This is a genomic window from Micromonospora sp. NPDC047793 (assembly GCF_040642635.1).
Lineage (GTDB): Bacteria > Actinomycetota > Actinomycetes > Mycobacteriales > Micromonosporaceae > Micromonospora.
On record NZ_JBEYSG010000002.1, the window covers coordinates 639,398 to 654,976 of the forward strand.

The following is a 15,579-nucleotide window of genomic DNA, read 5'->3' on the forward strand; positions in this document are numbered from 1 at the left end:
GGCCCGAGATGGGTTACCGACCAAGGGATGCCCGAACCCGACTGACACTGTGGACGAGCGCAGTGGTGGGTGTCGGCGTACTACTGTTCGTCACCTTCGGAGTCGCACTGCTGGCCACGTTGCTGAGCGTCGTGACGCTCGCCGGGGCCGCGTACGTGGGGTGGGCCGTCACCCGTCGGGGCACGGTGGCCCGGCACGGCGGTGTCGGCGTACCCGTGGCACTCGCCGCGCGACGGCGGGCCTGAACCGGCGGTGGTCACGCCACGGCGGCGGGCCGACGTCCCGAATCCACTCGGTGGACGTCGACCCGCCGTCGTGACGTGTGTCAGGCGGTGTTGTTGGCCAGGGCGATCAGCCGGTTCCGGTCGCCGTTCCAGTAGTTGCGGTCGACCGCGCCACTGATGCCGGCGACGCTGCCCGAGTCGGTGTACTGCCAGAAGCTCCAGACCGGGGCGCCGGCCGGCAGCGCGCCGACCGAGGAGGACCAGCGGGCGACCCAGACCGGGTGGTTGGTCCATGGGCCGGTCCAACTGCCGGTGCACTGGTTCCAGAAGCTGGTGGTGGTGTAGATGACCGCGTAGCGACCGGTACGCGAGCGGTAGGTGTTCAGGAAGTCCTGCACCCAGTTGCGCATGCCGGTGGTGCTCAGGCCGTAGCAGTAGCCGCCGCTGTACGGGTTCGCCTCCAGGTCCAGCGCGGCGGGGAGCGTACGGCTGTCGGCCGACCACGCACCGCCGTTGGAGGCCAGGTAGTTCGCCTGAACGGCGCCGGAGGAGATGTTCGGCCGGGCGAAGTGGTACGCGCCCCGGATCACCCCGGCGTTGTACGCGTTGACGTAGTTCGTGTTGAAGTTCGGGTCCTTGTAGCTCGTACCCTCGGTGGCCTTGATGAAGGCGAACTGGATGCCCGCGTTGCGGACGCTCGTCCAGTTGATGGTGCCCTGGTAGCGCGAGACGTCGATGCCGGGCACGGTGGCCGCCGCGGCGGGGGTCGCGGTGGCGACGAGCCCGGCAGCAGCGGTCGCGAGTACGGTGAGCGCGGCGGCGGTCAGCCGGCGCAGCGTTGGTCTGGTCCGACCCATGGCGTCCTCCTGAGACGACTGTCGATAGACAGACATCTTTGAAGGTGAATGCCCGCCAAGGCAAGAGATACTAAGAAAACTTTCAATACGGTACGGGTCGACCACGGACGGGTGTCCCGGCCGGCACCGGAACGAGACAGCCCGCCCTGGGACCTTCGTGCCCTGCGGGCGTAGGCTGCCGCCCCATGGTGTCGATCGAGGGCATGACCGCGTTCTGGGACCGTCTGCTCGGCGCGCAGCCCGACCCGCCCCCGCTGCTGGTGCTGCTGACCGGCCTGGTCGCGCTGGTGGTGGTCTCCACCCGGATGCCGTGGCGGATCGCCCGCAACGCGATCACCATCGCGCACGAGGGCGGTCACGCGTTGGCGGCCGTACTCACCGGACGCAAGCTGCACGGCATCCGGCTGCACTCGGACACCTCGGGCCTCACGCTCTCGGCCGGGCGTCCCACCGGACCGGGCATGGTGCTCACCCTGCTCGCCGGCTATCTGGCCCCGCCGCTGGTCGGTCTGGGCGGGGCGTGGCTGCTCGCCGGAAACCGGATCACGCTGCTGCTCTGGCTCGCGGTGGTCCTGCTGCTGGCGATGCTGATCATGATCCGCAACGTGTACGGGGCGCTGACGCTGGTGGTCACCTGTGGTGCGGTGCTCGCGATCTCCTGGTACGCCAGCCCTCAGGTGCAGGCCGCCTTCGCCTGGACCGGCGTGTGGTTCCTGCTGCTCGGCGGCGTACGCCCGGTGGTGGAGTTGCAGCGGCTGCGCACCCGGCGCGGGATGCCGGCCTCCGACGCCGACCAGTTGGCGGGCATCACGCCGCTGCCGCCGTTCTTCTGGGTGCTGCTCTTCGGCATCGTCAACGTCGTCGTGCTGGTGGTGGGCGGCCGGATGCTGGCCGGGCCGCTGCTGACCGACGCCGGCATCGCCTTCTGGTGAGCTACGCCGGTGTGCGGCGCAGTTGTTAGGAGGGGTCCCCTGCTATACGCCAGGCGTTAGCAGGGGACCCCTCCTTGCACGCAACCCCTACAGCGGGATGTTGCCGTGCTTCTTGGGCGGGAGCGTCTCGCGCTTGGTGCGCAGCACCCGCAGGGCACGGACGATCTGGAGCCGCGTCTCGTGCGGCGGGATGACCGCGTCCACGTACCCGCGTTCGGCCGCGACGTACGGGTTGGCCAGGGTGTCCTCGTACTCGGCGATCTTCTCGGCCCGGACCGCGGCCGGGTCCTCGGCGGCGGCCAGTTCCTGGCGGTAGAGGATGTTCACCGCGCCCTGGGCGCCCATCACCGCGATCTGCGCGGTCGGCCAGGCGAAGTTGAGGTCCGCGCCCAGGTGCTTGGAACCCATCACGTCGTACGCGCCGCCGTACGCCTTGCGGGTGATCACGGTGACCTTCGGCACGGTGGCCTCGGCGTACGCGTAGATGAGCTTGGCGCCCCGGCGGATGATGCCGTCCCACTCCTGACCGGTGCCGGGCAGGAACCCGGGTACGTCCACGAAGGTCAGCACCGGGATGTTGAAGGCGTCGCAGGTACGCACGAACCGGGCCGCCTTCTCGCTGGCCGCGATGTCCAGCGTGCCGGCGAAGTGCATCGGCTGGTTGGCGACCACGCCCACCGGACGCCCCTCGACCCGCCCGAAGCCGACCACGATGTTCTGCGCGTAGAGCGGCTGGACCTCCAGGAACTCCCCGTCGTCGAGGACGTGTTCGAGCACCCGGTGCATGTCGTACGGCTGGTTGGCCGAGTCGGGGACGAGGGTGTCCAGCTCCCGGTCGGCGTCGGTGACGGTCAGCTCCGCCGGGGCGTCGAAGACCGGCGGCTCGTCCAGGTTGTTGGCGGGCAGGTGGGACAGCAGCGCCTTGACGTAGTCGACCGCGTCGGACTCGTCGGAGGCGAGGTAGTGGGCGTTGCCGCTGCGGGTGTTGTGGGTGCGCGCCCCGCCGAGGTCCTCCATGCCCACGTCCTCGCCGGTGACCGTCTTGATCACGTCCGGGCCGGTGATGAACATGTGCGAGGTCTGGTCGACCATGACGGTGAAGTCGGTGACCGCCGGGGAGTAGACCGCCCCACCGGCGCACGGGCCCATGATGAGCGAGATCTGCGGGATGACGCCGCTGGCGCGTACGTTGCGGAAGAAGATCTCGCCGTAGAGGCCGAGCGACACCACCCCCTCCTGGATGCGGGCGCCGCCGGAGTCGTTGATGCCGACGACCGGGCAGCCGATCTTCATGGCCAGGTCCATCACCTTGACGATCTTCTGCCCGAAGACCTCGCCGAGGGAGCCGCCGAAGACCGTGAAGTCCTGGGCGAAGACACAGATCTGCCGGCCGTCGACGGTGCCGTAGCCGGTGATCACGCCGTCGCCGTACGGGCGGGAGCGGTCCAGGCCGAAGTTGGTGGACCGGTGCCGGGCGAACTCGTCCAGCTCGACGAAGGAGCCCTCGTCGAGCAGCATCTCGATCCGCTCCCGGGCGGTCTTCTTGCCTCGCGCGTGCTGTTTCTCGACCGCGCGGGCCGACCCGGCGTTCACTGCCTCGTCGACCCGTCGTGCCAGGTCCGCCAGCTTGCCCGCGGTGCTGTGGATGTTGGTCCCGGTCTCGGTAGTCACCCTGGGAATATAACGATGGTTCAGGTCGCCGCCGCTGTGCAGTTCGCCTCACCCGTGGCCCGTAGGCTGGCCGGATGCCGGATTCGCCGTACACCGACCTCGATCGTCCGCCGCTGTCGGCGACCCGGTTGCGCCGGGCGCTGGTGGCGCCGTACGGCCCGTGGACGCGTCTGGATCTGAGGGCCGAGACCGGTTCCACGAACGCCGACGTCGTCGAGGCGGCCCGGACGGGGGAGCCGGAGGGCCTCGTCGTGGTCGCCGAGCGGCAGAGCGCCGGGCGGGGGCGGCGGGGGCGGGCCTGGCAGTCACCGCCGCGCGCGGGCATCGCGACCAGCGTGCTGCTGCGGCCCGGCCAGGCCGTGCCGGACCGTGCCTGGTCGCCGGCACCACCGTCCGGGTACGGCTGGCTGCCGCTGTTGGCCGGTGTCGCGCTGGTCGAGGCGGTGACTCTGTTGGCGGAACTGGACGCCACCCTCAAGTGGCCCAACGACCTGCTGCTCGGGGACGCCAAGTGCGCCGGGATCCTCGCCGAGGCGGTGCCCGGACCGGGTCCGGAGGATCCGCCCGCGATCGTGCTCGGTGTCGGGTTGAACGTCACGCTGCGCGCCGACGAGCTGCCGGAACATCCGACCGGACTGCCGGCCACCTCCCTGCAACTGGCCGGTGCGGTGGCCACCGACCGGGACCCCCTGCTGCGGGCACTGCTCCGGGCGGTCGCCGACTGGTACGCCCGCTGGCGTGCCGCCGGTGGGGACGCGGCCGCCTGCGGCCTGCGGGACGCGTACCTGGCGGTGTGCGGGACCGTGGGCCGCGAGGTGCGGGCCTTCCTGCCCGACGGCACGGAGCTCACCGGCACCGCCACCGGGGTCGACCTCGACGGTCGGCTTCTGGTCACCACCGCCGCCGGGGAACGCTCCCTGGCCGCCGCCGACGTCCTCCACCTGCGCTGACCCCGGCCGGGCCGAATCGTCGGCGGGGTACGCCGCCGAGGTCGGCCGCGTGGCGGATGTGAGGGGGTGGCACTGGGGGGTTACGGTCTGCGCGTCCGTTCCTGCGAGGAGGTTTCCGTGGCGTTCCCCGAGGACGTGCTCACCGAAGACGAGCATGTCGTGCTGCACCTGCATCCGCACTGGAAGACCATGGTCCGTCCGGTCGTGGTGCTGGTGTTCGCCATCGCCGCGGTGGCGGTCGGTGTGCTGTTCCTGCCCGCCGGTGGGGGCGGCTCGATCACGCTCGCCGTGATCGGCGGCCTGGCGTTGCTGGCCGTACTGGTGCTGACCGTCTGGCCGTGGATCGGTTGGCGCACCACGCACTTCCTGTTCACCAACGAGCGGGTGGTGCTCCAGCACGGCGTCTTCTCCCGCGAGCGGCGGGACATCCCGCTCAGCCGGGTCAACGACCACTCCATGAACCAGCAGTTCGTCGGCCGGCTGCTCGGCTACGGCACGCTCACCATCGAGTCGGCCGGCGAACGCGGCCAGTCCGTGCTTCCCGACGTGCCGAAGGTGGACCGGGTGCAGACGAAGCTCTACGAGCTGGTCGAGGCCTTCCACGACAAGCACTCGCTCGGCGACGGCGAACTGCGCGAGATCCTCGCCGAACGGGACACCAAGGGTGGCGGCCTCTGAGGCTGCCCCACCCGGTCCACGACCGGACGGCATGGGAAACGCCCGTCGGCGAGTGCCGGCGGGCGTTTTCGTCGTCCGGGTCAGCGGCGCCGGAACCGGCGCGGCGCGGGAGCCGGCTGGAGTTGGGCGGCCAACTCCTCCTCCAGTTCCTTGTCCAACCCCGCCAGCTCGGCCTGCGGGGCCGTCGGCGTCGGCCGGGGCTGCACCGCCAGCGGCGGCGGCACTGGTGGCGGAGTGGCCGGTGGCTCCTCCTCCTCCAGCTCCGTCATGGCCTCGGCGAGTTCGGCGACCGGGTCCATCCCGGCCATCGTGTCCCACTCGTCGCGGGGCAGCCCGGCCCAGGTGGTCTGGGTGGGCTCGACCGCCGGTGCGGGCTGGAAGACGAACGTGCGGTACGACCAGAAGCGGAAGAGTGTCGCCAGCAGCACACCAACCGTCTTGGCGACGTTCAGGGCCAGCAGGCCGGTGACGCCCAGCCCGTATTTGGCGGCTGCCAGCACGCCCAGCTCGATCAGCAGACCCACGCCGTTGAAGAGGAAGAACAGGGCGTATTCGCGCTGCATGGCCGACTTGGGCCGATCGCGATACGTCCAGTGTCGATTCATCAGATATGACGTGATCGTCGCCACCACGGTGGCCACGACCGTCGCCTTCAACTGCCCATCGACGAAGACGGTGAGTGCGAGCGCGTTGAACACGGCGTAGTTGATGACCGTGTTGACGCCGCCGACCAGGCCGAACTTGAGAGCCTCGTGGATGAACTTCTGCCAGCGCTCAGGCAGCAGACGGACGAGAGGCATGGGCAACACCTTAGGGCAGTGGGCGGGGTACGGCTGGCTTCGGACGGGACCGGCTGACTGTGACGGGACCAGGTGGCTCTGACGGGACCGGAGGCGGCAGGTCACGCGTCCCGGTCCGGGTCCGCTTCCGCACCGGTCGGGGTTCCCGCTTCGACGAAGACGAACCGTCGGTACGACCAGAAACGGAACAGCGTCCCGAGCCCGGTGCCGACGACGAAGCTGGCGATGTTGTCGGCCAGGCGGGTCTGGAAGATCTCCGGCCAGATGCTGCCCAGCCCGTACCTGCTGATGGCCAGGCACCCCACCGCGATGCCCAGGCCCACCGCGTTGAAGAAGAAGAACAGCGCGTACTCGCGGGCCGGGTTGGAGCGCTTGCGGTGCCGCCAGGTCCAGAACCGGTTGCCCAGGAAGGCGAAGGTCGCCGCGATCACCGTGGCGATGGTCTTGGCGGTGACCTGCTCGACGTTCTGCGGCCCGATCAGGTAGTTGAACAGGGCGAAGTCGATGACGAAGGCGATGCCGCCCACGGTCGCGAACTTGCTCATCTCCCGCACGAGGTGACCGAACCGGTCGACCAGGGAGTGGACCAGACCCGTGCGGGTCTGCGGGGAGCCTGGCTCCCCGGTCATTGTGGCGGCCACGAAGCGAGCGTACCGGTTGCCGGGGTCGCGATCGGGTAGCAACGGCCACCGGGGCCCGCCGGGGCGGTGGTACGGACAGGCACGAACGGAGCGTAACCGGACGGCTGCGATTCGGTGTTGTTTCGCACTTCCGCTCACGAGGTCGAAAAGTGACCTGTGACTCTTTGGCGTAGCGCCGTTGACCTGAGGTCCGCCGCAGGATTTGCGTGAAACTGCGCGTGAAAGCGGGTAAAGGCTCGTGATGCCGCAGCGTGGCCGCACCTTGTGCAGTTCTTCACAACCAGTACCACTGACTGGGGCTGTACATCGGTTTACGCTGAGCCCAATCCCATGTTTCCACGAAGGCGACGCATCGCGGCGCCGAGACTCGTGCACTCCATAGACCGGTCAGCGTCGACCACAAGGAGATGTGTCATGGTTGCTCCGGCCACCGTCAGGGGAATCGATCAGGCCCCGACGTCCCATCCCAAACTTCTCGCCTGGGTCCGTGAGGTCGCTGAACTGACCACCCCTGAGCAAATCGTCTGGGTGGACGGCTCCGATCAGGAATGGCGTCGCCTCACCGACGAACTCGTCGATGCCGGCACGCTCATCCGGTTGAACCCCGAGAAGAAACCAAACTCGTTCTACGCCCGTACGGACCCGACGGATGTCGCGCGGGTCGAGGAGCGCACCTTCATCTGCTCCGCGGACGAAGCGGATGCCGGGCCCACCAACAACTGGATGGCCCCCGCTGAGATGAAGCGGACCATGACCCCGCTCTACCGCGGTTCGATGCGCGGACGGACGATGTACGTCATCCCGTTCGTCATGGGCCCGGTCGAGGCCGAGAAGCCCATGTTCGGTGTCGAGATCACCGACAGCCCGTACGTGGTCGCGTCCATGCGGATCATGACCCGGATGGGCGCCAGGATCCTGGAGGCGATGGGCGACGACGCGGACTTCGTCCGCGCGCTGCACTCGATCGGCGCGCCGCTCGCGCCGGGTCAGCAGGACGTCGCCTGGCCGTGCAACGAGACCAAGTACATCTCGCACTTCCCGGAGAGCCGGGAGATCTGGTCGTACGGCTCCGGGTACGGCGGCAACTCGCTGCTCGGCAAGAAGTGCTACTCGCTGCGGATCGCCAGCGTGATGGGGCGGGACGAGGGCTGGCTCGCCGAGCACATGCTGATCCTCAAGATCACCTCGCCGGAGGGTCGGGTCTACCACATCGCGGGTGCGTTCCCGTCCGCCTGCGGCAAGACCAACCTGGCCATGCTGGAGCCGACCATCCCGGGCTGGAAGGTCGAGACGATCGGCGACGACATCGCCTGGATGCGCTTCGGTCCGGACGGCCGGCTCTACGCGGTCAACCCCGAGTACGGGTTGTTCGGCGTCGCGCCCGGCACGGACTGGAAGACCAACGCCAACGCGATGCGGACGCTGGAGCAGGGCAACTCCGTCTTCACCAACGTCGCCCTGACCGACGACGGCGACATCTGGTGGGAGGGCCTCGGCGAGCCGCCGGCGCACCTGATCGACTGGAAGGGCAACGACTGGACGCCGGAGAGCGAGAACCTCTCCTCACACGCGAACAGCCGGTTCTGCACGCCGATCACCCAGTGCCCGATCCTCGCCGACGACTACTTCGACCCGAACGGCGTCCCGATCGACGCCATCCTGTTCGGTGGCCGGCGGCGGGACACCGTCCCGCTGGTGACCGAGGCGCGGGACTGGGTGCACGGCGTCTACATGGGGGCCACGCTCTCCTCGGAGACCACCGCCGCCGCCTCCGGTGCGGTGGGCGTGGTGCGGCGTGACCCGATGGCCATGCTGCCGTTCATCGGCTACCACGCCGGTGACTACTTCCGGCACTGGATCGAGATGGGCAAGGGCACCGACGGCGACGAGTCGAAGCTGCCCCGCGTCTACTACGTCAACTGGTTCCGCAAGGACCCGGAGGGCAACTTCCTCTGGCCCGGCTTCGGCGAGAACTCCCGCGTGCTCAAGTGGGTCATCGAGCGGATCGAGGGTCGCGCCGAGGCCGTGGAGACGCCGATCGGCATGGTCCCGACGCCGGACGCGCTCGACGTCGACGGCCTGGACATGACGCCGGAGGACGTCCGGATCGCGCTGAAGGTCGACCCGGCGGAGTGGCGCGACGAGTTGCCGCTGGTCACCGAGTGGTTCGAGAAGTTCGGCGACAAGCTGCCCGGTGTCCTCTGGGCGGAGCTGGACGCTCTGCGCGCCCGACTCGACGCGGAGCAACCGCAGCGCGGGGTGTGATCGACGCCGGATCCGGGCATCATCGGATCTCATGAGGACGGCCGCCGAGACCGAGGTCCGGCGGCCGTCCGCCGTCCGGGCGCTGACCGCACTGCTCGCCGTGACCGCTGCGGCCACCGTCGTGGTCGAGGTGCTCAACTGGTGGTACGCGCCGGAGCAGGGCTTCGGCCTGGCGGTGCGTACCGGTTGGGCGATGCTGCGCTCGTTCGGCTTCCTGCTGCTGATCGGCCACGTGCGCCGGGGCCGGACGGTGGCCCGCCCGCTCGGCCTGATCCTGGCGATCACCACGGTCTTCGCGGTGGGCCGGCTGATCGTGCCCCGGCAGGGCGTGCCGTCCCTGCCGGGCCTGCTCGGCTTCGCCCTGCTCACCGCGCTCTGCGCGACCGTGGTCTGGCTGCTGTACCGGTCCCCGGCGATCGCCGGGCACCTGGTGCGACACCGGTCCCGGCTGGTGATCGACCGGTCCGGCATCTCCTGGCGGGAGACACCGCCGCGCCGGCCGGAGACGAACGCCTGGCTGCTGACCAGCCGGGTCGCCGCGTTCACCTACAGCCCGCTGATGCTGGTGCCCGCCCTGGTCGCCACCGCCGGGATCGTCGACGGTCGACTGATCGCCGTGCCGGCGGTGCTGTTCTGGCTGGGCGCCGGCATCGCGACCAGCTACCTGGTGCTGTTCTGCACGGCCTTCCTGCTGCGGGGCAAACGCTGGGCGGGCACCCTGCTCGTGGTGGTCAGCGTCGCCGTACTCGCGGTCGACCTGCCGCTGTGCTGGTGGCTGCTCGGCGTCGACGGTCTGGTCCGGGACGGCGCCCCACTGGTCGCCGCCGCCGTCCTCGCCGTCTACGGCGTGCGCCGGGCCGCCCGAGTCTCCACCCCGGCGTCCCCGGCCTGATCCCGCCGCGCGTCCGCACCCGACTACCTCCGCGCCCGGCGTGTCGGCGGGCCGGATGGGAGGTGTTGCTCGGGCCCTTTGCTCTGCTTCAACCGACGCAACAGAATTCATGCGTTTTCGGTGCGTGGGGTGAAGCAGAGCAAAGGGCGCTCCGGGGGTGACCGGCAACCCACGTGACAGCCCGTGGGAGAGGCGCGGCGACGGCGTGGTAGCGGCGTCGGCGCAGGTGGTGGGCGGGGTGCGGGGGCGGTACGGAAGGGCCACGGCGTGGTGTCGGCCACCGGCACCCGGATCCGGGTGGGGGCTCGCTACCCTGCAAGGTGATGACTCTGCGGAAAATTCTCTACTCCGTCTACGAGCGGCGGTTGACCGCCAAGCTCGCGGGCCGTCCCGTGCCCCAGCACGTGGGTGTGATGTGCGACGGCAACCGCAGGTGGGCCCGGGAGATGGGGCTCGTCGACCCCAACGACGGGCACCGGATGGGCGCCGAGCGCATCAAGGAGCTGCTGCGGTGGTGCGACGCCGCCGGCGTCGGGCACGTGACGCTCTGGCTGCTCTCCACCGACAACCTGTCGCGGCCGGCGGAGCAGCTCGACCCGCTGCTCCAGATCATCGAGGACCTGACGACCGAGCTGGCCGAGCAGGGCAACCCGTGGCGGCTGCGGATGGTCGGGGCACTGGACGTGCTCCCCGCGCAGCATGCCGCCGCGCTCAAGGCAGCCGAGGAGCGCACCCGGGAGCGCGGCGGCGGCGCCCAGGTCAACATCGCGGTCGGGTACGGCGGCCGGCGGGAGATCATCGACGCGGTGCGCTCACTGCTGCTGGAGCAGGCGGCCAACGGCGGCACGCTGGAGGACCTGGCCGGCTCGCTGGACGTCGACGACATCTCCGAGCACCTCTACACCCGGGGGCTGCCGGACCCGGATCTGATCATCCGGACCAGCGGCGAGCAGCGCATGTCGGGCTTCATGCTCTGGCAGTCGGCGCACTCGGAGTTCTATTTCTGCGAACTCAACTGGCCGGACTTCCGTCGCGTCGACTTCCTCCGCGCCCTGCGCTCGTACGCCACCCGCCAGCGCCGCTACGGCGTCTGACCGTCGCATCGGCCTGAGGCGACACCGCCGTACCGCCTCAGGTGAGGTGGTGCGTGGCCTCGGTGAGGAAGTCGCCCAGCGCGGCGGGGGAGTCGATGGTGAGGTCGGCGGCCTCGGCGACCTCGTCACCGGTCTCCGGGTTGGCCACCGCGACGCAGACGCCCAGGAAGTCGGGGTCGGCGGCGGCGCGGGCCCGCAACGCGGCGAAGGCCTTGATGTCGGAGACGTCGTCGCCGAAATACCAGGCACCGCCGACGCCCTGCACCAGCTCGCCGATCACCATGCCCTTGTCCCGGTCGACCGGCGGCTTGACCTCCAGCACCATCCGCCCGACCTGCAACCGCAGGCCGAGGCGCTCGGCCTGCGCGCGACCCCACTCCTCGATGGTGGCGGCCAACTGCGGGGCGGTACGCCAGTGCAGCGCCACGGAGAGCCGCTTGTACTCGACGAGGGCACCCGGCGGCAGCTCGGCACGGGCCAGGTCGGCGAGTTCGGCCATGGTCGGCACCCAGGGCAGCGCGGCCGGCTCGGTGACGGTCTCGCCGCCCGAGTGGCTGTGCTCCAGGCCGTAGAGCCCGTAGAGGTCGACGCCGGTGAGCCCGCCGAAGTGCTCGCGCAGGAACTCCACCGGACGCGCGGAGACGATTGCGATCCGCCGGACGACCGGGGCGAGTGTCTCGATCGCGGCCAGCACCTTCGGCGCGGGTTGCACCTGCGTGGGATCGTCGGCCACTGGCGCGAGTGTGCCGTCGAAGTCGAAGAAGAGGATGGTCTCGGCTGCCCGGTCGGCGGTTGTCTGCCAGGCCTGGTCGGCGTTCAACGGGGTCTTCGGCGGCTGGTTGCCCAGATTCAACGGCGGCACGCGCGTCAGCGTACCCCGGCTTCGGCCGGTCATTCCTGGCGTGGAGCCGGCGCGGTCGTCGGGCGGGGTCAGCGTTCGGCGCGCGGGGTCAGCGTTCGGCGGCTCCCCGGCCCCGACGTACGAAGGGCACCACGGCCGCTTCCTGGCCGTGGCTGAGCAGGTAGCCCTCCACGAAACCGGTGTTCCGGTCGCCGGTGTGGGCCTCGATGTCCCGGAGCCGCTCGACCAGGAACTCGGTGAGCGCGGTGAGCCGGTCGTCGAGCCGGTCGTGCAGCTCGGCGAGGACGGCCAGGACGATCGCGGTGGCCGCGGTGGTGAGCGCGAGAAGGTTCACGAGCAGGGGAAGCTGCCCGCCGTTCAGAGCCAGGGTGACCGCGTTCCCGGTGACGCAGAGCGTCAACGAGACCGTCGCGACCACGACCGCCATCCATTTCAGGGTCATGACAGACCCCCTTCTGTCCCGCAGGGCTGGGTTCGGCCTTGTCCCGTCCCCCCGCCGACGACGAGCCCAAGCAGTACGAATACGGACGCTAGCGCGCCCGTTCCGACCCCGTAGCGAAACGAATGAGGCTGACCTGCCGTTCTTTCGCCATCTGAGGAACTAACTGGCGGCGTCGCCTCGTTTTCGGACACCGGCCGGCAGGGTCGGGCGATATGCGAGATAACGAATGGTTTCTCTAATGTGGAACTTCTCCGCGTCGGAGACCTCCGGGTCGACCAGTCGACGCAGGAGCGCCTCGACGTCGGGGTCCATCGGCGGTGGCGGCGGGGCGGACCGGCGCGACGCCGTACGGTCCCAGCCGAGCGCCGCGAAGGCCGCAGCCGGGTCGAGCCCGAGCCCCTCGCAGAACGCGACCACCCGTTCCGCCTCCGGGTCGCTGGCCCAGTCGCCGCGGACCCAGCGGTTGATGGTCTGGCGTGAGACGCCGGTGCGTCGGGAGACCTCGGTGCCGCTCCACGCCCGGGTGGCCCGGGCCTCATCGATGGCGCGTCGGACGAAGGTGGCGAAGGCGATCTTCCGCGCGTTGGCCGTCTCGGTCACGTGGTGACCGTACGGCGAATGCGCCTCATGAGAAGTCCCGGGCACGCCTTTGTCACGCTTGCGTGACGCTGATCCTGGCCTGGCAATTCGGGATGAAGTGCTGTTCTTGAGGGGTGTCACCTGGGCAGGATAGATGTCCGTGGGGGTCGAGGCAAACAAACGAAAAGCTGATACTGTCACGCCCATGGGACAACCTACGGTGTGTCACGTGAATGAGACGATAGGTGCTCAGCTGCGTCACGCGCTCGGTGCAAGGGGGGAGTGGTGACCGAACTCGCGACCCGTGCCCAGGCATTCGGTCTGATCGCGGAGGGCGTCGCCGCCGGCCTGATCGCGCCGTGGCGGCTCTATCTCGCCCGGGGCTGTCGCTACCTGTCGCTGTCCGTCGGTGACCGGGCCGAGTGGAACGCCTGGCGTACCCACCTCGGCTGCCCGGAACTCAGCGTCCGGGTCTACGACGCCGGCGGGGAGATCCGCCGCTCCTCGGTGGCCGAGGTGGTGGTGGACGGCTGCCGGATCAGCGTCGAGCTGGTCGAGGAGATCGGCACCGACGATCTCGACCGGTTGCTGATCGCCGACCCCACCACGGTCGAACCGGAGGAGAAATGACGATCGGGCGAGGAACCGGGGCCGCCGGATGAGCCCGTTCCTCGCGATCTTCCTCGTCCTGGTGCTGGCCGCCACGAGCTATGCCGCCGGTCGGCTGCACGGGCAGCTCAGCTACCGGATCGGCTACCGCTTCGGCTACCGCCAGGGGTACTTCGACGGTGACCGGGGAGCGTGGAACCGGCGTCGTCGGGACGCGCAGGCGGCCATCGCCACCGCACTCGCGGTGACCGCGCCCGCCAAGCGGGTCTCCGCCGGGGTGGTCCGACCCGGCACCACGTACACCGGATCGTCGTTCACGGAGCCGGCCGCCTCGGTCGTGGGGCGGCACCCGACCAGCACCCTGGTCCGGCGGACCGGCTGAGTCCGGTGACGGTGGGTCCACCGGCCGGGATGCGCGCAGGGGGCATGCATCCCGGCCGGTCCGCCGCCTGATCCGCCGGTGGCACCAGCAGTTAACGAAAGGCCACTAGCCGGGACGGGTGCGGGCGGCTAGCGTCTAGGCATGGCGCGGGATTGTCCCGAGCCAGCCGGCCCGCCCGGCCTGCGACCTCGCACACGGGGCCCGCATCCGACCCCGTGTCAGCCGGGCACCGGAGGAGGCGGACCGCGGGTGGCCGGGTGCCCATCCGCCGGAGCAGGCCTGTGACGACTCGCCGTACTACCCCCGGTGCCGACCAGAGCCCGGCCTCGACTGCCACGACTCGCCGCACCACCCGTAGCCGCCGGACCGCCGCGGCCGGGTCGGCGGACACCAGGGAGCCCCGACCAGCGGGCCAATCCTTCGTCCTGGACACCTCCGTGCTACTCAGCGACCCGGCGGCGTTCCACCGCTTCGCCGAGCACGAGGTGGTGCTGCCGCTGGTGGTGATCTCCGAGCTGGAGGGCAAACGACACCATCCCGAGCTGGGCTGGTTCGCCCGACAGTCGCTGCGCACGCTGGACGAGTTGCGGGTACGCCACGGCCGGCTGGACCGGCCGATACCCGCCAACGACGTCGGCGGCACGCTGCGGGTGGAGCTGAACCACACCGACGACGGGGTGCTGCCGCCCGGTTTCCGCAACGAGTCCAACGACGCCCGGATCCTCTCCGTCGCGTTGAACCTCGCCGCCGAGGGGCGGGAGGTGACACTGGTCAGCAAGGACATGCCGTTGCGGGTCAAGGCCGCCTCGGTCGGGCTGCGGGCCGACGAGTACCGGCACGGCCAGGCGAGCGACCCGACCTGGACCGGGATGGCGGAGCTGGAGTTGGGCGAGGAGGACATCTCCCGGCTCTACGGCGGCGAGACCATCGACGTGGACGCCGCCGCCGGCCTGCCCTGCCACACCGGTCTGGTGCTGCACTCCGCCCGGGGCTCGGCGCTCGCCCGGGTGTTGCCGGACAAGACCGTACGGCTGGTGCGCGGCGACCGGGAGGCGTTCGGGGTGCACGGGCGCTCGGCGGAGCAGCGGATCGCCTTGGACCTGTTGCTCGACGAGTCGATCGGCATCGTCTCGCTCGGCGGCCGGGCCGGCACCGGCAAGTCCGCGCTGGCGCTCTGCGCCGGGTTGGAGGCGGTGATGGAGCGTCGCCGGCACAAGAAGGTGATCGTCTTCCGCCCCCTGTACGCCGTCGGCGGCCAGGAACTGGGCTACCTGCCGGGGTCGGAGTCGGAGAAGATGTCGCCCTGGGCGCAGGCGGTCTTCGACACGCTCGGCGCGGTGGTGCACGAGAACGTCCTGGAGGAGGTCACCTCCCGGGGGCTGCTCGAGGTGCTGCCGCTGACCCACATCCGGGGTCGGAGCCTGCACGACGCGTTCGTCATCGTGGACGAGGCGCAGTCGTTGGAGCGGGGCGTCCTGTTGACCGTGCTGTCCCGGATCGGCCAGGGCTCCCGGGTGGTGCTGACGCACGACGTCGCGCAGCGGGACAACCTGCGGGTGGGTCGGCACGACGGCGTCACCGCCGTGATCGAGGCACTCAAGGGTCATCACCTGTTCGCGCACGTCACGCTCAGCCGATCGGAGCGATCTCCGATCGCCGCCATGGTGACCGACCTGTTGGAGGATGTCCCCCAATGATGCC

General features: G+C 70.1%; 17 protein-coding genes. 10 read left to right on the plus strand and 7 right to left on the minus strand.

The genetic code is table 11. From position 1 onward, the window contains the following. Positions 1–65 precede the first annotated feature (65 nt). Positions 66–245: a hypothetical protein gene (locus tag ABZ738_RS07315; RefSeq protein WP_131053114.1), complete on the plus strand. Its 180-nt coding sequence runs from the start codon at positions 66–68 to the stop codon at positions 243–245. An 80-nt stretch (positions 246–325) separates the two neighbouring features. On the opposite strand, the gene ABZ738_RS07320 is transcribed toward ABZ738_RS07315, so the two are convergent. After that, the gene (locus ABZ738_RS07320; protein ID WP_176092561.1) at positions 326–1,081 is read right to left on the minus strand and encodes a GH25 family lysozyme; all 756 of its coding nucleotides are present in this window, start codon (positions 1,079–1,081) and stop codon (positions 326–328) included. Positions 1,082–1,266: 185 nt separating this feature from the next. Between ABZ738_RS07320 and ABZ738_RS07325 the strand changes: the two genes are divergently transcribed. Continuing rightward, positions 1,267–2,013, plus strand: coding sequence for a M50 family metallopeptidase (locus ABZ738_RS07325; protein WP_357211699.1), 747 nt, complete (start codon positions 1,267–1,269; stop codon positions 2,011–2,013). Between the two features lie 87 nt (positions 2,014–2,100). Here ABZ738_RS07325 and ABZ738_RS07330 read toward each other — a convergent pair whose 3' ends face one another. Further along, positions 2,101–3,684: an acyl-CoA carboxylase subunit beta gene (locus tag ABZ738_RS07330; protein WP_131053111.1), complete on the minus strand. Its 1,584-nt coding sequence runs from the start codon at positions 3,682–3,684 to the stop codon at positions 2,101–2,103. Between the two features lie 74 nt (positions 3,685–3,758). On the opposite strand from ABZ738_RS07330, the gene ABZ738_RS07335 reads away from it, so the two are divergent. Then, a complete protein-coding gene (locus ABZ738_RS07335; RefSeq protein WP_176092563.1) occupies positions 3,759–4,634 on the plus strand; it encodes a biotin--[acetyl-CoA-carboxylase] ligase in 876 nt (291 codons plus the stop codon). Positions 4,635–4,751: 117 nt separating this feature from the next. Then, a complete protein-coding gene (locus tag ABZ738_RS07340; RefSeq protein ID WP_176092564.1) occupies positions 4,752–5,312 on the plus strand; it encodes a PH domain-containing protein in 561 nt (186 codons plus the stop codon). 80 nt (positions 5,313–5,392) lie between these two features. Here the strand turns inward: ABZ738_RS07340 and ABZ738_RS07345 are convergent, their stop codons facing one another. Further along, positions 5,393–6,112 (minus strand): GtrA family protein, encoded by a 720-nt coding sequence (locus ABZ738_RS07345; protein WP_131053564.1) that lies wholly within the window; start codon positions 6,110–6,112, stop codon positions 5,393–5,395. A 101-nt stretch (positions 6,113–6,213) separates the two neighbouring features. Further along, on the minus strand, positions 6,214–6,741 hold the full coding sequence (locus ABZ738_RS07350) for a GtrA family protein (protein WP_131053576.1): 528 nt from the start codon (positions 6,739–6,741) through the stop codon (positions 6,214–6,216). Between the two features lie 426 nt (positions 6,742–7,167). On the opposite strand from ABZ738_RS07350, the gene ABZ738_RS07355 reads away from it, so the two are divergent. The 3 genes from ABZ738_RS07355 to ABZ738_RS07365 all read left to right on the plus strand — a co-directional run bounded on the left by ABZ738_RS07355 (position 7,168) and on the right by ABZ738_RS07365 (position 11,004). Continuing rightward, on the plus strand, positions 7,168–9,018 hold the full coding sequence (locus ABZ738_RS07355) for a phosphoenolpyruvate carboxykinase (GTP) (RefSeq protein ID WP_131053565.1): 1,851 nt from the start codon (positions 7,168–7,170) through the stop codon (positions 9,016–9,018). Positions 9,019–9,049: 31 nt separating this feature from the next. Next, positions 9,050–9,910: a hypothetical protein gene (locus ABZ738_RS07360; protein ID WP_357211703.1), complete on the plus strand. Its 861-nt coding sequence runs from the start codon at positions 9,050–9,052 to the stop codon at positions 9,908–9,910. A 323-nt stretch (positions 9,911–10,233) separates the two neighbouring features. Further along, the gene (locus ABZ738_RS07365; protein WP_131053567.1) at positions 10,234–11,004 is read left to right on the plus strand and encodes an isoprenyl transferase; all 771 of its coding nucleotides are present in this window, start codon (positions 10,234–10,236) and stop codon (positions 11,002–11,004) included. Positions 11,005–11,041: 37 nt separating this feature from the next. On the opposite strand, the gene otsB is transcribed toward ABZ738_RS07365, so the two are convergent. From otsB to ABZ738_RS07380, 3 genes are all read right to left on the minus strand, one after another. Further along, positions 11,042–11,866 carry a trehalose-phosphatase gene (gene otsB / locus ABZ738_RS07370; protein WP_131053568.1) on the minus strand — a complete coding sequence of 275 codons (825 nt, stop codon included), beginning with the start codon at positions 11,864–11,866 and terminating at the stop codon, positions 11,042–11,044. Between the two features lie 88 nt (positions 11,867–11,954). Then, positions 11,955–12,308 carry a hypothetical protein gene (locus tag ABZ738_RS07375; protein ID WP_131053569.1) on the minus strand — a complete coding sequence of 118 codons (354 nt, stop codon included), beginning with the start codon at positions 12,306–12,308 and terminating at the stop codon, positions 11,955–11,957. A 159-nt stretch (positions 12,309–12,467) separates the two neighbouring features. Continuing rightward, entirely contained in the window at positions 12,468–12,908 is a 441-nt protein-coding gene (locus ABZ738_RS07380; protein WP_131053570.1) for a helix-turn-helix transcriptional regulator, read from the minus strand. Positions 12,909–13,172: 264 nt separating this feature from the next. Here ABZ738_RS07380 and ABZ738_RS07385 point away from each other — a divergent pair, with 264 nt between their 5' ends. The 3 genes from ABZ738_RS07385 to ABZ738_RS07395 all read left to right on the plus strand — a co-directional run bounded on the left by ABZ738_RS07385 (position 13,173) and on the right by ABZ738_RS07395 (position 15,575). Further along, entirely contained in the window at positions 13,173–13,517 is a 345-nt protein-coding gene (locus tag ABZ738_RS07385; RefSeq protein ID WP_131053571.1) for a hypothetical protein, read from the plus strand. A 28-nt stretch (positions 13,518–13,545) separates the two neighbouring features. Further along, positions 13,546–13,878 (plus strand): hypothetical protein, encoded by a 333-nt coding sequence (locus ABZ738_RS07390; protein WP_131053572.1) that lies wholly within the window; start codon positions 13,546–13,548, stop codon positions 13,876–13,878. A 281-nt stretch (positions 13,879–14,159) separates the two neighbouring features. Further along, complete coding sequence (locus ABZ738_RS07395) at positions 14,160–15,575, plus strand: PhoH family protein (protein WP_131053573.1); 1,416 nt, start codon at positions 14,160–14,162, stop codon at positions 15,573–15,575. The last annotated feature ends 4 nt before the right edge of the window (positions 15,576–15,579 follow it).

Excerpts from the sequence above, each read along its gene's own strand:
- ABZ738_RS07320 (WP_176092561.1), bottom strand. The coding sequence starts at position 1,081 with ATGGGTCGGACCAGACCAACGCTGCGCCGGCTGACCGCCGCCGCGCTC.
- ABZ738_RS07325 (WP_357211699.1), top strand. The coding sequence starts at position 1,267 with ATGGTGTCGATCGAGGGCATGACCGCGTTCTGGGACCGTCTGCTCGGC.
- ABZ738_RS07335 (WP_176092563.1), top strand. The coding sequence starts at position 3,759 with ATGCCGGATTCGCCGTACACCGACCTCGATCGTCCGCCGCTGTCGGCG.
- ABZ738_RS07345 (WP_131053564.1), bottom strand. The coding sequence starts at position 6,112 with ATGCCTCTCGTCCGTCTGCTGCCTGAGCGCTGGCAGAAGTTCATCCAC.
- ABZ738_RS07350 (WP_131053576.1), bottom strand. The coding sequence starts at position 6,741 with ATGACCGGGGAGCCAGGCTCCCCGCAGACCCGCACGGGTCTGGTCCAC.
- ABZ738_RS07355 (WP_131053565.1), top strand. The coding sequence starts at position 7,168 with ATGGTTGCTCCGGCCACCGTCAGGGGAATCGATCAGGCCCCGACGTCC.
- ABZ738_RS07360 (WP_357211703.1), top strand. The coding sequence starts at position 9,050 with ATGAGGACGGCCGCCGAGACCGAGGTCCGGCGGCCGTCCGCCGTCCGG.
- ABZ738_RS07365 (WP_131053567.1), top strand. The coding sequence starts at position 10,234 with ATGACTCTGCGGAAAATTCTCTACTCCGTCTACGAGCGGCGGTTGACC.
- ABZ738_RS07375 (WP_131053569.1), bottom strand. The coding sequence starts at position 12,308 with ATGACCCTGAAATGGATGGCGGTCGTGGTCGCGACGGTCTCGTTGACG.
- ABZ738_RS07390 (WP_131053572.1), top strand. The coding sequence starts at position 13,546 with ATGAGCCCGTTCCTCGCGATCTTCCTCGTCCTGGTGCTGGCCGCCACG.